Annotated in this window: 18 protein-coding genes; 8 read left to right on the top strand and 10 right to left on the bottom strand. The window is 72.6% G+C overall.

The features are described from left to right. Window positions 1–130 precede the first annotated feature (130 nt). Window positions 131–1,099, top strand: a complete 969-nt coding sequence (locus tag STRBO_RS0120715) for an aldo/keto reductase (RefSeq protein ID WP_005474248.1) — start codon at window positions 131–133, stop codon at window positions 1,097–1,099. A gap of 58 nt (window positions 1,100–1,157) precedes the next feature. Here STRBO_RS0120715 and STRBO_RS0120720 read toward each other — a convergent pair whose 3' ends face one another. Beyond that, window positions 1,158–1,658 (bottom strand): hypothetical protein, encoded by a 501-nt coding sequence (locus STRBO_RS0120720; RefSeq protein WP_005474243.1) that lies wholly within the window; start codon window positions 1,656–1,658, stop codon window positions 1,158–1,160. 393 nt (window positions 1,659–2,051) lie between these two features. Between STRBO_RS0120720 and mraY the strand changes: the two genes are divergently transcribed. Further along, window positions 2,052–3,119, top strand: coding sequence for a phospho-N-acetylmuramoyl-pentapeptide-transferase (gene mraY / locus STRBO_RS0120725; RefSeq protein ID WP_005474242.1), 1,068 nt, complete (start codon window positions 2,052–2,054; stop codon window positions 3,117–3,119). Here mraY and STRBO_RS41800 read toward each other — a convergent pair. Together STRBO_RS41800 and STRBO_RS0120730 are read right to left on the bottom strand one after the other, a co-directional pair. Next, entirely contained in the window at window positions 3,013–3,468 is a 456-nt protein-coding gene (locus tag STRBO_RS41800; RefSeq protein ID WP_398594678.1) for a GNAT family N-acetyltransferase, read from the bottom strand. The two genes, mraY and STRBO_RS41800, sit on opposite strands and share 107 nt — an antisense overlap. Window positions 3,469–3,697: 229 nt before the next feature. Continuing rightward, complete coding sequence (locus STRBO_RS0120730; RefSeq protein ID WP_005474241.1) at window positions 3,698–4,249, bottom strand: DUF6624 domain-containing protein; 552 nt, start codon at window positions 4,247–4,249, stop codon at window positions 3,698–3,700. Between the two features lie 311 nt (window positions 4,250–4,560). Here STRBO_RS0120730 and STRBO_RS40300 point away from each other — a divergent pair, with 311 nt between their 5' ends. Continuing rightward, complete coding sequence (locus STRBO_RS40300; RefSeq protein ID WP_245170594.1) at window positions 4,561–5,157, top strand: SDR family oxidoreductase; 597 nt, start codon at window positions 4,561–4,563, stop codon at window positions 5,155–5,157. A 22-nt stretch (window positions 5,158–5,179) separates the two neighbouring features. On the opposite strand, the gene STRBO_RS0120740 is transcribed toward STRBO_RS40300, so the two are convergent. Then, entirely contained in the window at window positions 5,180–6,601 is a 1,422-nt protein-coding gene (locus STRBO_RS0120740) for an NsdA family TPR-like regulatory protein (RefSeq protein ID WP_005474239.1), read from the bottom strand. Window positions 6,602–6,904: 303 nt separating this feature from the next. Between STRBO_RS0120740 and STRBO_RS0120745 the strand changes: the two genes are divergently transcribed. The 5 genes from STRBO_RS0120745 to STRBO_RS0120765 all read left to right on the top strand — a co-directional run bounded on the left by STRBO_RS0120745 (window position 6,905) and on the right by STRBO_RS0120765 (window position 10,051). Continuing rightward, window positions 6,905–7,726, top strand: a complete 822-nt coding sequence (locus tag STRBO_RS0120745) for a helix-turn-helix domain-containing protein (protein ID WP_005474238.1) — start codon at window positions 6,905–6,907, stop codon at window positions 7,724–7,726. 2 nt (window positions 7,727–7,728) lie between these two features. Further along, window positions 7,729–7,980: a DUF397 domain-containing protein gene (locus STRBO_RS0120750; protein ID WP_037627440.1), complete on the top strand. Its 252-nt coding sequence runs from the start codon at window positions 7,729–7,731 to the stop codon at window positions 7,978–7,980. 216 nt (window positions 7,981–8,196) lie between these two features. Next, complete coding sequence (locus STRBO_RS0120755; RefSeq protein ID WP_005474236.1) at window positions 8,197–8,691, top strand: hypothetical protein; 495 nt, start codon at window positions 8,197–8,199, stop codon at window positions 8,689–8,691. 34 nt (window positions 8,692–8,725) lie between these two features. Continuing rightward, window positions 8,726–9,535: an SAM-dependent methyltransferase gene (locus tag STRBO_RS0120760; protein ID WP_005474234.1), complete on the top strand. Its 810-nt coding sequence runs from the start codon at window positions 8,726–8,728 to the stop codon at window positions 9,533–9,535. A 90-nt stretch (window positions 9,536–9,625) separates the two neighbouring features. Continuing rightward, window positions 9,626–10,051: a MarR family winged helix-turn-helix transcriptional regulator gene (locus tag STRBO_RS0120765; protein WP_005474232.1), complete on the top strand. Its 426-nt coding sequence runs from the start codon at window positions 9,626–9,628 to the stop codon at window positions 10,049–10,051. Here the strand turns inward: STRBO_RS0120765 and STRBO_RS0120770 are convergent. The 6 genes from STRBO_RS0120770 to STRBO_RS0120795 are packed head-to-tail and all read right to left on the bottom strand — an operon-like array spanning window position 10,044 to window position 15,879. Continuing rightward, window positions 10,044–11,789, bottom strand: a complete 1,746-nt coding sequence (locus tag STRBO_RS0120770; RefSeq protein WP_005474230.1) for a PP2C family protein-serine/threonine phosphatase — start codon at window positions 11,787–11,789, stop codon at window positions 10,044–10,046. The genes STRBO_RS0120765 and STRBO_RS0120770 overlap by 8 nt on opposite strands. Then, a complete protein-coding gene (locus STRBO_RS0120775; RefSeq protein WP_005474228.1) occupies window positions 11,786–12,859 on the bottom strand; it encodes an ATP-binding SpoIIE family protein phosphatase in 1,074 nt (357 codons plus the stop codon). Before STRBO_RS0120775 ends, STRBO_RS0120770 begins: the two co-directional genes overlap by 4 nt. Continuing rightward, a complete protein-coding gene (locus tag STRBO_RS0120780; RefSeq protein WP_020114709.1) occupies window positions 12,859–13,299 on the bottom strand; it encodes an anti-sigma regulatory factor in 441 nt (146 codons plus the stop codon). The genes STRBO_RS0120775 and STRBO_RS0120780 overlap by 1 nt, the downstream gene beginning before the upstream one ends. Next, entirely contained in the window at window positions 13,299–13,739 is a 441-nt protein-coding gene (locus STRBO_RS0120785; RefSeq protein WP_005474224.1) for an STAS domain-containing protein, read from the bottom strand. Before STRBO_RS0120785 ends, STRBO_RS0120780 begins: the two co-directional genes overlap by 1 nt. Then, window positions 13,736–14,635: an STAS domain-containing protein gene (locus STRBO_RS0120790; protein ID WP_005474222.1), complete on the bottom strand. Its 900-nt coding sequence runs from the start codon at window positions 14,633–14,635 to the stop codon at window positions 13,736–13,738. Before STRBO_RS0120790 ends, STRBO_RS0120785 begins: the two co-directional genes overlap by 4 nt. A 59-nt stretch (window positions 14,636–14,694) precedes the next feature. Continuing rightward, window positions 14,695–15,879, bottom strand: a complete 1,185-nt coding sequence (locus tag STRBO_RS0120795) for a PP2C family protein-serine/threonine phosphatase (RefSeq protein ID WP_005474213.1) — start codon at window positions 15,877–15,879, stop codon at window positions 14,695–14,697. Window positions 15,880–15,920: the final 41 nt, after the last annotated feature.

Here is a 15,920-nt window from a genome sequence, read left to right on the forward strand (position 1 = left end):
ACCTCCGTCCCCATCCGTCCCACATCCGTCCCACCTCCGTTCCCCATCCTTCCCTCCTGTCCGCGTCCGGTCCGCCACCGCCGTTTCGTACGCTGGGCAGCCGCACCCCCCACAGGCAGGAGTCGCAACGATGCGGTACGTGAAGCTCGGCTCGACAGGTCTGGACGTGTCCCGGATCTGTGTGGGCTGCATGAGTTTCGGGATCCCCGACCGGGGCCCGCACGAGTGGACCCTGGACGAGGAGGCGTCACGTCCGCTGATCCGGCAGGCGCTGGACGCCGGGATCAACTTCTTCGACACGGCGAACGTCTACTCCGACGGCACCAGCGAGGAGATCGTCGGCCGTGTGCTGGCGGAGTTCGCGCGGCGCGAGGAGATCGTCCTCGCGACGAAGGTGAACGGCGCCATGCACCAGGGCCCCAACGCCCTGGGCCTGTCCCGCAAGGCGATCATGACGGAGATCGACGCCAGCCTGCGGCGCCTCGGCACCGACTACGTGGACCTCTACCAGATCCACCGCTTCGACGCGCACACCCCGGTCGAGGAGACGATGGAGGCCCTGCACGACGTCGTGAAGGCGGGCAAGGCCCGCTACATCGGCGCGAGTTCGATGTACGCCTGGCAGTTCGCGAAGATGCAGCACACCGCCCGCCTGCACGGCTGGACGCGGTTCGTGTCCATGCAGAACCACTACAACCTCCTCTACCGCGAGGAGGAGCGCGAGATGCTGCCGCTGTGCGAGGACCAGAGCGTCGCCACCCTGCCCTGGAGCCCGCTCGCCCGCGGCCGGCTCACCCGCGACTGGGACACCGTCACCGCACGCGCCGAGAGCGACACCTTCGGCAAGACCCTCTACCAGGAGGGCGACCGCGAGATCGTCGACGCCGTCACCCGGATCGCCGGCGAGCGCGACGTGCCCCGCGCCCGGGTCGCCCTGGCCTGGCTGCTGAGCCGTCCGACCGTCACCGCGCCCATCGTCGGCGCGACCGAATCCCACCACCTCGACGACGCCGTGGCCGCGCTCGACGTCACCCTGACGGAGAAGGAGATCGAGGAACTGGAGCGGCCCTACACGCCCCGCGCGATCAGCGGCCACTGAGCCGAGGCGGCGCCCGGCTCCCCCGGGGCGGGCGCTTGTCGCGCCGGGAGCGCCGGCGTCACAGTCGGGAGTACTCCAGGCGCACGGTGGTGGCGAGGCGGGCCAGCGCCTCCTCGGCGCCCTCGCGGTCGGTCTTGTCGAGGCGGGCCAGGGCGTCCGCGGCGGCCACACGGACCTTCTGGGGCACCTCGTCGAGGGCCGCCATGCGGTAGGCGATGGTGCGCCGGGCCGCGCGCTCCTCGGCGCTGACGCCGTGCGGCCCGGTGCGGGGGAAGACGGCGGCCTCGTAAGCGGTGACGTGGATGAGCACGCCGTGCGCGATGCCCTCGGCGTAGCCCCGCTGCCCGGCCTGCCGCTGGGCCATGGCGAAGTGCGCCATGGCCCGTCGCCGCACGATCAGCGAGCCCACCATGCCGACGAGCCCGGCGCACACCGCCGCCCCCAGGGCCACGGGGCCGCCGCCGATCAGCGCGCCTATGAGGGCGCCGACCGCCATCAGCAGACAGGTCAGCCCGGTGGTGAGCATCAGCAGGGCGCGCGCGGGTGTGAAGGTGGCCATGACGTGCAGTGTCTCAGCCCCGCGCGGGGGCGGGCGCGGTGGCCCGGTGGGGGAGGGGGCGACGCGGGCCATGCCGAACGGTCGGTCCGTGCCCGGACGGCGGGCCGCCCGGCGCCGGAGCGCCCCGGGCGCCGCCTGCGTGCCGCTCACGCCGTGAGCACCGTTTCGAGTGACCCGGCGGTACTCGCCCCGGGTCGGCCCGCCTCCCACGGGGAAGCGGAACGACCACCGCCGCGGGGACCACGGAGCCCGCCTGGCGCTCCCCGTTTCGTCGTCAACTACCCGCCGCCGTACGAAGATCAGGTGTCTGCATAGGGTGGGGCCTGTGACAACCAGCGACACCGGTGAGGCCGTCGCGTACCAGAGCGCGACCGAGGGGGAGACCGCCGTCCGATGAACCAGATCCTGTTTGCCGGGGCCATCGGCCTGTTCCTGACGCTGATCGGCACCCCGCTGCTGATCAAGCTGCTGGCACGGAAGGGCTATGGGCAGTACATCCGCGACGACGGCCCGCGCGGCCACGCCGGCAAGCGCGGCACCCCCACGATGGGCGGTATCGCCTTCATCCTGGCCACGGTCGTCGCCTACGTCGCGACCAAGGTCATCACCGGGGAGAGCCCGACGTACCCCGGTTTCCTGGTGCTGTTCCTGATGGCGGGCATGGGTGTGGTCGGGTTCCTCGACGACTACATCAAGATCGTGAAGCGGCGTTCGCTGGGGCTGCGGGCCGGGGCGAAGATGGCCGGTCAGCTGATCGTGGGCATCGTGTTCGCCCTTCTCGCCATCCGGTTCGCCGACGAGCGGGGCCAGACGCCGGCGTCCCTGAAGCTGTCGTTCGTCACCGACTTCGGCTGGACCATCGGGCCGGTGCTGTTCGTGGTGTGGGCCCTGTTCATGATCCTGGCCATGTCGAACGGGGTGAACCTGACCGACGGTCTGGACGGCCTCGCCACCGGGGCGTCGGTGATGGTCTTCGGCGGCTACACCTTCATCGGCCTGTGGCAGTTCCAGAACTCGTGCGCCAACGCCATGGAACTCACCGACCCCGCCTCGTGCATCGAGGTGCGCGACCCGCTCGACCTCGCGGTCGTCGCGGCCGCCCTGATGGGGGCCTGCTTCGGGTTCCTGTGGTGGAACACCTCGCCGGCCAAGATATTCATGGGGGACACCGGGTCCCTCGCCCTCGGCGGCGCCCTCGCCGGCCTCGCGATCTGCTCCCGCACCGAACTGCTCCTCGCCGTCCTCGGCGGGCTGTTCGTCCTGATCACCCTGTCGGTGGTCATCCAGGTGGGCTCGTTCAAGCTGACCGGCAAGCGGGTCTTCCGCATGGCCCCGCTCCAGCACCACTTCGAACTCAAGGGCTGGTCCGAAGTCCTGGTCGTGGTCCGCTTCTGGACCATCCAGGGCATCTGCGTGATCGCCGGCCTCGGCCTGTTCTACGCGGCGTGGGCCGCGGGCTGAGAGGAACGAGCGACGGGGTCCGGGCGGAGGCCACCGCCCCGGCCCACCCCGTGTCCTCCGGGACGCCGGCCGTCAGCCGGAGCACCATGCCCCGTCGCAACGGCCCCTCCGGCACGCTCGGGTCCTCGAAGTCGTCGGACGGCTCCCGGGCCATGCCGAGACGCCGCATCACCGCCTGGGAACGGAGGTCGCCGGCGGTGGTCACGCGACGAGGGCCTCCGGCAGACGCAGACGCAGGCAGGCACGTGAGGCCGACGTCCACCACGGCCCGCCCGGCCTCGGTGGCACAACCCTGGCCCCAGGCCGTACGCGCCGGCCGCCGGCCCGCCTCCACGCCTGAGAACGGCATGTTCTCGTCCACCGGATCCAGCCCGGCGAAGCCGACGGACTCGCCCGTGGCGCGCGCCTCGGGATCGGCGTTCAGGGCCACCCGGGGGGCCAGGTCGGACTCCCGCCAGGCGCGCAGGAGCAGGCAGTCGGGTCGAGGTTCGGTTGCCGCTACGGTTCCCTCGGCGTCGGACGGCCGCGGTATCGCCACCCGCTCACGTCGCAGGCTCCGCCGCCGTGGCACCCGCCGCCTACAGCCCTCCGCCCGCCCCCAGCCCGCACCGCACCGCCCGAAGGTGGTCGGTCAGCGGGCCGAGGCCCACGTCGTGACGGCGTTCGTCGACCGTCTCGGGGTGGCGGATGGGATACGGGAAGAGGGTGCCGGGGTCGATCCGGGTGCCGTAGAACTGGGGCTGGCTCAGGGCCACGGCACAGTGGTCGGCGATGTAGGCGTGGTGCACGGCGGGACAGCTGCCGTCCGCGACCGCCTCGGCGATCAGATCGCGGCAGGTGAGCTGGAAGCCGAGGTCGGGAGAGTTCAGGAGGAGCATCAGGGCCGCCGTGGAGGCGGTTTCGCCCACCGACTCGGCCGTGGGCCAGCCGTGGCGGGCGACGATCGCGCGGAGTGCGTCCCCGTTGCCGGCCCGGCACTCGGCGATACGGTCCCGGGCCCGCGCGGTGGGCGCGGACCGGGCCTCGTGGGCCAGTCGCCGCTCGTCCTCGGCCCTGCGCACCAGTTCGGCCGCGACCACCCCGCGACGCGGTGATGCCGTGCCGGGCGTCGGCTCCGTCGTGTTCTCCATGGCCGGGGCGCCCCTCACATCGGCCCCCGGAAGGCGTGCGAGAACCGCTCCTCGCGCGGGGTCACGGCAGCCTCACCGAGTCCCGGGGGCGGCCTGCCCCGCCGTACGGGGCCTCATGGACGCTCCGCCGGGGGCCGTGCGCTGTCGCGGCAGGGATCCGTCGGCGGGGCGCGCCGACCCTGACTGCCGTCATCGGGTTCCTCCGTGTCCTCATGGTGGCGGGGGCGACCGGCGTGGCGGGCCGCCGGTGCTGTTGTCGCAGACAACAGCACCGGGCCCACGAAACGCCAGGTGGTGGAGGGGTTGTGCAGGTGCGAGCGGGGAGTGGCGCGCGCTGTACGGGTTCCCGACCATGGCGAACGTCGACGAGAACCGCTGGAACCGCCGGATTCGACGGCGTCGTCGCCCGCGTCGGCGGTTCGCGCGGCGGCACCTTCGAGCAGGCGGACGGTGCCGACCGGGCGGCCACCTGGGAACTGGACGTCGGACACACCGCCCGCCGCGTCCGGTCCGCCCTGCCGTTTCTGCGCGCGGCCGACGGCGGCTCGGTCGTGCTGGTCGGCTCGATCTCGGGCTGGAAACCGGGACGACCCGCGCTGTACGGGGCGGCGAAGAGGGCCCTCATCCATCTGGCCGCCTCCCTGGCCCGCGAGCTGGGTCCGGACCGTATCCGCGTCGACGCCGTGTCACCGGGTTCGATGCTGATCCCCGGCCGCCGCCGGGACCGTATGCGCCGTGAAGATCCACCGGCGTACGAGAACTTCGCCGCGGCGGAGCTGCCGACCGGTGCCCCCCGTCACTCCGCACGAGGTGGCGCGCACGGTGGTGTTCCTGCTCTCCGACTGGGCGACAGGTGTCTTTGGCGCCCACCTGCCCGTGGACCGGGCCCAGAACGCGCCCTCGCCTGACGGCCACTGAACCGCGCAACCCTCAGGCGGCCGCCCCCAGCACCACCCGCGACCGGCGTTCGAAGTCCTGTACGAGGGGCTCGTCGCGGCGGGACGTCAGCCGGCCGCGGAAGTCGCGCAGGGCCTGGATGGACCGTTCGCTGTGCACACCGCTGAGCGCGTCGAGCGCGACGGTGGCAGTGGCGATCGCCTCGTCCAGACGGTTCTGCTGGAGGTGGGCCGTCGCGAGGACGGACCGGCTGATGGCCTGGCGGCGGCGGCGGTCGGCGTGCGCGCGCACCGACTCGCCCGCCGTGTGCTCGGCCTGCGCGGCGAGACCCAGATCGCGGAAGCAGAGGGCGGACTCGGCCTGGAGGTAGTGGTGGTCGAGGAACCGTACCCACGGCGACTCCTGGGCGGCGCCCCGGCTCGCGTCGAGCTGCTTCTCGGCGGCGCGCAACGCCTCGGCCGTCTCGCGGGGGCGGCCCAGTGCCGCGTGGCCGCGCGCGGACATGGCGTGCAGGCGCATCAGACCGAGGGGGCTGCCCGAGTCCCTGGCGGTGGCCACCCCGGCCCGGGCCAGGGCCACACCCTCGTCGGGGCGGCCGAGGCTGGTCGCCAGATGGGACAGCCCGGCCAGGATCTGGCCGCCCAGTACGTGGTCGCGGCCCTCCGCGCAGAGCCTGAGGCCCTGCGTCATGTACCGCTGGGCCAGGCCGTACTCGCCGGCGTCGTAGGAACTCCAGCCCGCCATGGCCGCGAGCCGGGCGGCGGCGGCGAACAGCTCGCGCCGGTGGTGCGGGGGAATGCCGCGCTGCTGGAGCAGCGGGACGACCTCGGTGGTGAGGTACTGCACGATGCTCGTGCGGATACCGCCGCCGCCGTAGTGGTTGTCCATCTCGTCGAACATGCGGAGCATCGCGTGGACCTGCTCCACCGGCCCGCCGCCCGACGCCGGAGCGAGCGTCGGCGCGTCCCGGCTCTCCACCAGCCACAGCAGCCAGGCCCGTTGCGGGTTCGTCAGCGCGCCCGGCACGAAGGGCACCGACCCGAGCAGACTGCGCCGGGAGATGTCGGTGGAGCCCAGCTCCGCCAGGGTGTGCAGGGTCTCCGCCACGTTCTCGACGTACATCAGCGCCCGCCCCGTCACCGGTCGTCCGCGGTCGAGCGGGAAACCGAGATCGGCCGGAGTGAGCGCGCGGCCCAGCCGTTCGCCGAGGACCGCGGCGATCAACTCCGGTGTGTTGCCCCGTGGTTGCTGGCCCTGGAGCCAGCGGGTGACGGAGGCCTTGTCGTAGTTGGTGTCCGCGCCCTGGCAGCGGCCCAGGTCGTTGACCCGCAGGGCGAGGGAGGCGTACGAGCAGCCGGCCTCCTTCAGCGCCGCCGCCAGTGGCTTGTTGGGCCCACCGGTTCCCTTGGCCGGGTTCCTCGGTAATCCCTGTGATCCGTTCGTCACGGCGGCCATCCAGGTTGTCGCATCGTGTCGGCGCGCGGCTTGACCCCTGCCCGCCGTGGCGCCAACTCCTGGGCGGGCCGGAGGAGTTCGAGGACGCTGCCGGTGATGTGCGGCAGGTCACTCGGTCACTATGGTGGCCGAACGACGCAGCCCGCAACCTGCGTTCTGATAATTTCAGAATGAACCGCGAAGACCTGTCGGTGTCAACGGATCGCATGGCACACTGCACGCTGTGAATCCCGCCCCGGGAGGTTGCACGTGAGTGAGACCCGCGTCGGAGGGAGCGCTCCCGCGGCGCCCACGGTCCTGCGCATGGTCCTCGGTAAACGGCTCCGCCAACTGCGGGAGCAGGCCGGCGTCTCCTTCGACGACGCCGCCCGCGCCATCGAGGTCACCGCGCTGACGGTCCGCCGTATGGAGAAGGCCGAGGTCGGTCTCCGCATCCCCTACGTGAAGGAGCTGCTGCGCACCTACGGGGTCTCCGGCGGCGAGATCGAGGACTTCCTCGCCCTCGCCCGCGAGGCCAACCAGCCGGGCTGGTGGCACAAGTTCCGTGATGTGCTGCCCGAGTGGTTCAGCGCGTACGTGAGCCTGGAGAGCGAAGCCGCCGTCATCCGTCTCTACGAACCCCAGTACGTACCCGGTCTGTTGCAGACCCACGACTACGCCGCCGCGCTGATGCGGGTCGGCTTCCCGAACGCGACCCGCGAGGACGTCGACCGCCGGGTCGCCCTGCGCCTTCGACGCCAGGACCTGCTGGCCAAACCCGAGGCGCCGGCCGTCTGGGCCATCCTCGACGAGACCGTGCTGCGCCGGCCGGTGGGCGGCCCCGAGGTGATGCGGGCCCAGATCGACCGGCTCGCCGAGGCGACGGACCGGCCCAAGGTCAGGATCCAGATCATGCGGTTCGCGGCCGGACCCCACCCCGGGGCGTACGGCCCCTTCCACTACTTCCGCTTCGGCTTCTCCGAACTCCCCGACATCGTCTACACCGAGGGCCTCGCGGGCGCCCAGTACGTCGACCAGCCCGCGGACGTCGTGACCTATCTGGAGGTACTGGACCGGATGTCCGTGCAGGCGGAACCGGTCGCTCGTACCAGGGACATCCTGGCGGCACTACGCAAGGAGTTGTGACCATGGCAAGGACACCCGACAGCCCCGTCCACAGCGGCATGCCCGCTCCCGAACTCGGCGCCGAGGGCTGGCGCAAGCCCTGGAGCGGCACGAACGGCGGTTCCTGCGTCGAGGCCAAACGCCTGGCCGACGGCCGCGTGGCCTTCCGCCAGTCCACCGACCCCGACGGCCCCGCCCTCGTCTACTCCCGGGAGGAGGTGGTGGCGTTCCTGAACGGCGCCAAGGCCGGCGAGGCGGACTTCCTCATCGCCTGACCACCCGCCCACACGGCGGGTCACTACGCGCGCACAACCGGACACCCGGTGCGCGCACTCCCCTCGTCCGCCGGCCGTGGTCAGACTGGGTGCTCCTCCAGGCCGTGTACGGACCGTCGGGCCGGCGCCCGTGGCCCACCACCCGAAGGGAGCGGCATGGTCGTGCCGTCTCGTGTTCCGGGCCGAGACCGGCCGGCCGCTCCCGAGGAGCTCGGGATGATCCCGCCGCCCGTGCTCACCCGGTACCGGACCCTGATCGTCGAGGGGCACGACGGGCCCGGCCGTGACCGTCTCCTCGGCGACCTGGCGGACCTCGGCTTCGAGATCAGGCGCATGCCGCCCGCCCTGCACCACCTGGACCCGGCCCTGCCCTACCGCGAACTCCTCGACGGGCCCGGCCGACTTGCCGTCGACGGGCACCTCATCGCGGAACTCGTGCACGGACCACTGCGCCGGGGCCGCTCCCGGGTGACCTGGATCCAGGCCCTGGACCTCGCCGACGCCGTGGCCGAACGTGACGGGGCCATGCTCCACCTGACCACGCCCGAGGCCACGGAGGCGGCAACCGCCTACACCCGGGTCTTCCGCACCCTCGCCCAGCACGTACCCGTCGTCACCCTCGACGTCGGCGAGCCGGCCGGCCCCATCCGTGCCCCCGTTGCCCGTCCGTCCCAACTCTGGCAAAACGCAGAACAGTTGACGATAGGTTAGCGACGACCACGCGATGTGAGGCAGGAGAGTACCCATGGCAGAAGGCCACCCCACTCCCGACCAGGAAGCCCTGTCGAAGATCGACACCACGGTGCCGCACTCGGCCCGCATCTGGAACTACTGGATGGGCGGCAAGGACAACTACGAGGTCGACCGCGAGGCGGGCGACGCCTACCGCGAGATCGCCCCCAACATCGAGACGATGGCCCGCGCCTCCCGCGTGTACCTCATCCGCACGGTCACCTTCGTGGCCCGGGAGCGCGGCATCCGTCAGTTCCTGGACATCGGCACCGGCCTTCCGACGTACGACAACACCCATCAGGTCGCCCAGCAGGTCGCCCCGGAGTCCCGCATCGTCTACGTCGACAACGACCCCCTGGTGCTGCGGCACGCGCAGGCTCTGCTCACCAGCACCCCGGAAGGCGTCACCGACTACGTCGACGCCGACCTGCGCGACCCGGACACCATCCTCGAAGCCGCCGGGAAGGTCCTCGACTTCGACAAGCCGGTCGCCCTGATGCTGATGGGCATCCTCGGCCACATCCAGGACTACGAGCAGGCGCAGGACATCGTCCGCCGTCTCCAGGCCGCCCTCCCGTCGGGGAGCTACTTCGTCCACTACGACAGCACGGACACCGACGCCGAACTCAAGCGCGCCCAGGACGGCTACGACGACACCGGCGCCGTCCCCTACGTGCTGCGCAGCCCCCGCCAGCTGCACGCGTACTACGAAGGCCTGGAGCTGCTGGAGCCCGGCATCGTGTCCTGCCCCCTGTGGCGCCCGGAGCCGGGTACGAATCCGCAGCCGACGGACGTGTACGGGGGAGTGGCCCACAAGGCGTAGCGGCACCGGCCAGGCGCGGGCGGATCGGGGGCGCGGGAGACGCGGGGAGGAGGCCTGTGTACTCCCGGACACTTCGGGTAGGCCCCCCGCATGACGGGCCCCCACGACATCGACCGGCAGCTCCTCGACGCCGTGGAGGACCTGGTGCCGCTGTGGTTCTCGGCCGTCGGCGACGTCTCCCCCCGGCTGTCCCCGAGACAGATACTGGCGCTGCGCGCGGTACGCGGGCAGCCCGAGCTGAACCTGACCGCCCTGGCCGAGCAGCTCGCGGTCGGCCTGCCCACGGCCAGCCGGCTCTGCGACCGGCTCGAAGCGGCGGGCCTGCTCCGCCGGGGCGTCCGTCTCGACGACCGGCGCGAGGTGCACCTGATGGTCACCGAGCGCGGACACGGTTTCCTCACCGACCTCACCGGGCGGCTGTCGGCGCGTCTGGCCGACGTCCTGGCCGCGATGCCGGCCGCCGAGCGTGCCCGGGTCGAGCAGACGCTGCGGGCCCTGGGGGGATCCGTCAGCTGACCCGCGCCGCGATCCGCCCGCCGTCACTGTGCACATGGCAGAGCAGCAGACACACGTCGTCCTCGTGCTCGTCGTCCAGCAGCGGCTGGAGCAACCGGTCGGCCGATTCCGCGACATCGTCGTCGAGCATCGCCGACGGAAGGCCTTCGAGGGTGCTCGCCAGCCGCTCGATGCCCGGGTCGATGCCCTGGGCACGGCGCTCCACCAGCCCGTCCGTGTAGAGGGCCAGGGTCGAGCCGGGCGGCAGCGGCACGGTGTGGTCGGGGATCTCCTGGTGGAGAGGGATGCCGAGCATCGCACCGGGTTTGGCGTCCAGGATCCGCACCCGTCCGTCGGGCGAGCGCAGCACCGGCGGCGGATGCCCCGCCGCGGCCCAGGTGAGGGTGGGCTCGCTCGGATGGAACCGGGCGATGACGGCGGTGGCGTACAGGTCGGGCTGCAGATGGTGCAGGAACAGATGGAGACGGGTCAGGAGCTGTCCGGGGGTCTTGCCGTCGACGGCGTAGGCGCGCAGCGCGGTGCGCAGCTGGCTCATCATCACCGCGGCGCGCAGACCGTGCCCGGTGACGTCGCCGATGACGGTGATCAGGCTGCCGTCGGGCTGACGGAAGGCGTCGTACCAGTCGCCGCCGATGTTCAGGCCCCGGGTGGCCGGCAGATAGCGGGCGGCCAGCCGCAGCCCCGGGGTGGTGGGCAGCTCGGTGAGCAGGGCGCGCTGCAGCGTCTCGGCGATGTCACGGTTGTGCTCGAAGCGGCGGGCGTTCTCCAGCGCCACACCGGCGCGCCGGGCCAGCTCGATCAGCATCACGGCGTCGTGGGCGTCCCACCGCTGGTCGTCCGGCGGGGACAGCGTCAGCACCCCGAGGGGTGCGCCCCGGGTCACCAGCGGCACGCACAGCAGGGGCCGGGCGGGGGCGAGCGCCGAGGGCGGATGGTCGTCGACGCCGGGCAGCCCGCCGGGGTGGTCGGCGGCGTACTGGGGGCGCCCGCGGCGGGCCGCGACGACGGCGGCGGCCGGTCGCGGGCCGCCCCGGGCCAGGTCGCCCTCCCCGTCGAACAGCCATACGTCGGCGGTGTGCGCGTACCGGGGGACCAGGAGGGTGGGCAGCAGCCGCACGATCGCGTCGGGGTTGAGGGAGGCGGTCAGAGCGGCGCTGGCGTCGGCGAGGAAGGTGAGCCGGCCGCGCGCGTTCTCGGCCTCCTCACGGGCCTTCTGCTCGGCGGCGAACAGTTCGCGCTGCGCGATGCCGGCCGCGTCCAGCTCGGCGTGCAGGGCGAGGACACCCTGGTTGGTCTGGTGGAGCTCCTCACGGTGGAAGGCGACCAGCGCCTCCTGCTCGTCGAGTTTCTCCAGCAGCAGCGCGGCGTCCTCGTCGGCCCCGAACAGGGCCTCCGCGAGCGTCTCCGGATCAGCCGACACATGCCCGCTGTCCGGCAGGCGTCCCTCCTGTGAACAGGCGACCGTGAGCCGCCACGGCTGCCGGAACTCGCCCGGCCGCCGGTTCGCCGACGTCACCTCGACCAGGAACCGGCTGCCGCCGGGCCCCGCCGTCGTGACCCGCGCGGTCAGCAGCCACGCGCCCCCCTTGGTGAGGCACTGCCGCAGCTGCGCGGAGAGCACCGACACCAGCCGCGCCCGGTCGGTCGCGGAGACCCCGTGCGCGGTGGCCAGCCGCGCGGTGGCGATACGGGCCCGGGCGGCGTCGGTGACGGAGCTGACATGCCAGGTACGGGTCATGGAAAGCGGTCCGGCGGGGAGGGGCTCAGCACGGCGACGGTGGTGTCGTCGCGTACCGGCCGGGCGGGGCTGCTCGCGTCGCGCACGATCACGGCGGCGATCACAGCGGGGTCGAGGGAGGGACTGTGGGCGGCGGGTCCGGGACTCCAGCGGCTGGGCAGACCGTCGCTGTGCAGCACGAGCAGGCAGTCGTCCCCCCACTGAGCCGTGTGCTGCGGGAGGTGGGCGGCCCGGTGGGCGCCGACTATGCCGGGGCGTGACAGCAGCGGCTGCCAGTTCGCACCGGTGCGCAGCCGCGCCCCGATGTTGCCGATGCCGGAGAACAGCAGCCTGCCCTCGGCGACGTCGAGTTGGGCGACGGCGACGGCGGCGCCCCGGGTGTCGCGCAGCGCGCCCTCCAGCCGCCGCAGCAGCTGGGCGGGGGGCAGCCCGGGCGCCCGGTACAGCTGCTCCACGGCCGCCGAGGAGGCGCGGGCGGCCGCCACGCCGTGACCCAGACCGTCGGCCAGCATCAGTGTGACGAGGTCGCCCTCCCGGACCCACGCCCAGGCGTCGCCGGAGAACTCCGCCCCGGCGAAGGGAACGTTGACGCCTCCGGCGCGCACGGCCGGGGCGGGGGAGCGGGCAGGGCCGCCGCCGCGGCGTCCGGATCGGGCGCCGAGCCGGGCCAGGGCGACGGTGCCCCGGCCGACCGTGCTGTGCAGGTCGAAGTCGTCGGCGACCCGGTGGCAGGTGCCGAGGCCCGCGCCGAGCGAGGACGTCGTCGAGTAACCGTCGCGCAGCGCGCCCGCCACGTCGCGCACCCCCGGACCGTGGTCGATCGCCACGATCTGCACCAGGGGGGCCGCGCCGTCCGCCCGCTCCGGCGCGGGGCGGGAGACGACTTCCAGCAGTATCAGCCCGCCACCGGCGTGCTTGAGCAGGTTGGTCGCCAGCTCGGTGGCCACCAGCGCGCAGCCGGCGGTACGGTCCGCGTCCAGCCCGGCCCGGGCCGCCGCGGCCTCGGCGGCCACCCGGGCGTCACGCACCCGGGTCGAGTCGTGCACCGGCACCTCCCAGACGCGCGGCATCACCGCTCCTCGCGCGGGCGCGGCGCCCCCGCCATCCAGGACGTCACCGTGACCGCGGTGCCCGAGCCGGGACGGCTGTCGATCGCGAACTCGTGGACCAGCCGCCGCGCGCCGCCGAGGCCCATGCCCAGGCCTTCGCCGGAGGTGTAGCCGTCGACGAGGGCCTGGTCGAGGTCCGGGATGCCGGGTCCCTCGTCGCTGAAGACCAGCCGCAGCCCGCGTGCGCCGCCCTTGTCCACGGGCTCGCACTCCATCTGTCCCCCGCCGCCGTGGACCAGGGTGTTGCGGGCCAGTTCGCTGGCCGCGGTGACGAGTTTGGTCTGCTCGACCAGACCGAAGCCGAGCTGGGCGGCCGCCTGCCGTACATGCTGACGTACCCACACCAGATCCAGGTCCGAGTGGATCGGCAGGCAGGCGGAGATGCCGCCGGCGGTCTGCATCACGGACTCTCCTGGCGGGCGTGCCCTCGGTGGGGGAAGGTCGGGTCCGGTTCTCCGAGGAGGCGCAGCGCGTCCTCGGTGCTGAGCGCGGTACGCAGTCCCGGGAGGGTGAGCCCCAGTTCCACCAGCGTGATCGCCACGGCCGGACGCATGCCCGCCACCACCGTCCCGGCGGCCTGCAGACTCGTCTGGGCGGCGATGTCGCCGAGGACCCGGCCCAGGAACGAGTCCACCATCTCCACACCGGAGAGGTCGATGACCACGCCCTTGGCGCCGCTGCGCGCGACGGTGGCGCTGATGTCCTGCTGGAGCTGTTCCGCCGCGCCGTCGTGCAGATCGCCCTGGAGAGACACCAGGAGTACGTTGCCGAGCTTGAGCACCGGTACAGGTGCCCCGTACGAGGACGGACCGCCGTACGCGGCGAAGAGTTCGCCGCTCACCTGTGCCCCGAACCGCCGCCGTCGCGGGACACGATGTCCGTGCCCAGCTTGTGCAGCGCGTAGGCGAGGGCGTCCGCGAGGCTGGTGCGGGTGAGTACCGAGCTGAGGTCGATGCCCAGGTGGACGATGGTCTGCGCGATCGGCGGCCGGATACCCGAGACGATGCACTCGGCTCCCATCAGCCGTGCCGCCGCCACGGTCTTCATGAGGTGCTGGGCCACCAGGGAGTCGACGGTCGGGACCCCGGTGATGTCGAGGATGGCGAACCGGGCGTGCTGTTCGACGATCGAGTCGAGGAGCCGCTCCATCACCACCTGGCTGCGTGCGCTGTCCAGGGTGCCGATCAGGGGGACGGCGACGATGCCCTCCCACAGGCTGATCACCGGCGTGGCGACCTCCATCAGCTGCAGCCGCTGCCGGTGGATGAGCTCCTCGCCCTCGTTGAGCGCCGTCTCCAGCACCACCAGACGCAGGGTGCCCATCAGGACCGTCAGTGTCGTGGTGCACTCCCGCAGGTGCGTGGCCGGTGCGGCGGCGAACTCGGCGATCAGCAGTTCGGTGACGGGCGGCCGCAGCGCGTCGACCTCGGTGGAGATCTGGGTGACGGTGGAGCCGGCCCGCGCCCGGGCGGCGGCCGTCCGCGCGAGCTGCTCGCGCACGACGTGGAAGCCGCCGGACTCCGCGTCCTCGACGCTCTCCGTGGCGGCAACGGCGGCGAGCGCGTCCACGACGGCGCGGCCCGCCTCCACCGCCTCGTCCCGCGAGTGGGTGAAGACGGTGCGGAACAGCGCCGCGTCGGCCCAGCGCTGCGCGATCTGCTCCTGGCGCTTGCGCAGGAACTCCGCCACCTCCTGTGCCGGGGTCAACTGCCGGTCTGCCGTGTCCTGTTCCGGCACGGATCTCTCCTCACATACTGGCGCGCATCCCCTCTGCGGGAAACGGCGATCGGTCCAACTCATGGGCGGGTGCGGCCGGGCTCCCCTCGACCGAACCAGTCGAGGCAGACCACGAGCGCGTCGTCGTCCGCCACGGGCGTGCCGCGGTGACCGGAGAGCTCCCGGAGCACCGCGCCGGGGACATCCGCGGCGGGCAGCAGCCGCGTGGCGTTGACCGCGCGGGCCAGGGCACGTTCGCCGTACTCCTCGCCGCCGGGGGTGGCGACGGAGTACACCCCGTCGCTGACGAAGACGAGCCGGTCTCCCGGCTCGACGATCAGCTCCTGGGCGGTGTACTCCGTCTCCTCGAACATGCCCAGCGGCAGTTGGGCTTCCAGGGCGACCGCGGAGACGTTCCCTTCGCGCAGCAGCAGCATCCGCGGGGAGCCCGCGTCGACGATCTGCAGCCGCCCGGTGGTCAGGTCCAGGTCCAGCAGCAGCACCGACAGATGCTGGGCCCCGCCGTACTGTGCGTGGAGGGCCTGGTCGGCCAGGGCCGCCTGCTCGGAGATGGGGACGCCGGCCCGCCGGGCGTTGCGCAGCGCGTTGATCCCCAGGTTGGTCAGCAGGGAGGCCTCGATGCCCTCGCCCATGCCGTTGGTGACGTACAGCATCAGATGGTCGGCGTCGGCGGACCAGTCGTAGTTGTCGCCGAAGATCGCGTAGGCGGGTTCCAGCTGACCGCCGAGCGCGTACTCCGCGGTGGTGGCGGAACGGCCCGGCAGCAACTGCCACTGCATCTCCGCCGCCAGGGTCAGCCGGCTGGAGCGACGCGCACGGACATACAGGTCCGTGTCGCGCTCCGCGACGACCAGCTCGTGGGCCAGGACCTCGGTCAGTTCGGTCAGTTCGGCCAGGCCCTCCTCGGCGTGCGCGGCGGACGGCAGCGTCAGACGCAGCACGCCCAGCCGGTCGCCGCGCACGGTCACCGGCAGATGCGCCCGGACCTGGCCGTCACCGCGCTTCTCCAGGTACGGCTCCTGCGACCCGAAGGCGCGGCCGGTCGGGCCGCCGTGCATCGGCAGCCGTTCCGGCGCGTCGTGTGTCGAGACTTGCCGCAGCGCGGTGAGCGAGTAGTCGGCCAGGTACAGCTCGACCTCCCGCGCGGACCAGGCGTCCTCGCCCAGTACCTCGCGCAGTGCGTCCAGCAGGTGGTGCGGAGCAGCGGAGCGAAGTGCCCGTTCGGCTGCCACGAATCTGTTCACGATGTCGGATACGCCATTCTTTCCAGAGCTGACAGTGTTCG

Source organism: Streptomyces bottropensis ATCC 25435, from assembly GCF_000383595.1.
Lineage (GTDB): Bacteria > Actinomycetota > Actinomycetes > Streptomycetales > Streptomycetaceae > Streptomyces > Streptomyces bottropensis.

Coding starts and splice junctions, on each gene's coding strand:
- STRBO_RS0120715 (WP_005474248.1), top strand. CDS start 131: ATGCGGTACGTGAAGCTCGGCTCGACAGGTCTGGACGTGTCCCGGATC.
- STRBO_RS0120720 (WP_005474243.1), bottom strand. CDS start 1,658: ATGGCCACCTTCACACCCGCGCGCGCCCTGCTGATGCTCACCACCGGG.
- mraY (WP_005474242.1), top strand. CDS start 2,052: ATGAACCAGATCCTGTTTGCCGGGGCCATCGGCCTGTTCCTGACGCTG.
- STRBO_RS41800 (WP_398594678.1), bottom strand. CDS start 3,468: ATGCCGTTCTCAGGCGTGGAGGCGGGCCGGCGGCCGGCGCGTACGGCC.
- STRBO_RS0120730 (WP_005474241.1), bottom strand. CDS start 4,249: ATGGAGAACACGACGGAGCCGACGCCCGGCACGGCATCACCGCGTCGC.
- STRBO_RS0120740 (WP_005474239.1), bottom strand. CDS start 6,601: ATGGCCGCCGTGACGAACGGATCACAGGGATTACCGAGGAACCCGGCC.
- STRBO_RS0120745 (WP_005474238.1), top strand. CDS start 6,905: ATGGTCCTCGGTAAACGGCTCCGCCAACTGCGGGAGCAGGCCGGCGTC.
- STRBO_RS0120750 (WP_037627440.1), top strand. CDS start 7,729: ATGGCAAGGACACCCGACAGCCCCGTCCACAGCGGCATGCCCGCTCCC.
- STRBO_RS0120755 (WP_005474236.1), top strand. CDS start 8,197: ATGATCCCGCCGCCCGTGCTCACCCGGTACCGGACCCTGATCGTCGAG.
- STRBO_RS0120760 (WP_005474234.1), top strand. CDS start 8,726: ATGGCAGAAGGCCACCCCACTCCCGACCAGGAAGCCCTGTCGAAGATC.
- STRBO_RS0120765 (WP_005474232.1), top strand. CDS start 9,626: ATGACGGGCCCCCACGACATCGACCGGCAGCTCCTCGACGCCGTGGAG.
- STRBO_RS0120770 (WP_005474230.1), bottom strand. CDS start 11,789: ATGACCCGTACCTGGCATGTCAGCTCCGTCACCGACGCCGCCCGGGCC.
- STRBO_RS0120775 (WP_005474228.1), bottom strand. CDS start 12,859: ATGCCGCGCGTCTGGGAGGTGCCGGTGCACGACTCGACCCGGGTGCGT.
- STRBO_RS0120780 (WP_020114709.1), bottom strand. CDS start 13,299: ATGCAGACCGCCGGCGGCATCTCCGCCTGCCTGCCGATCCACTCGGAC.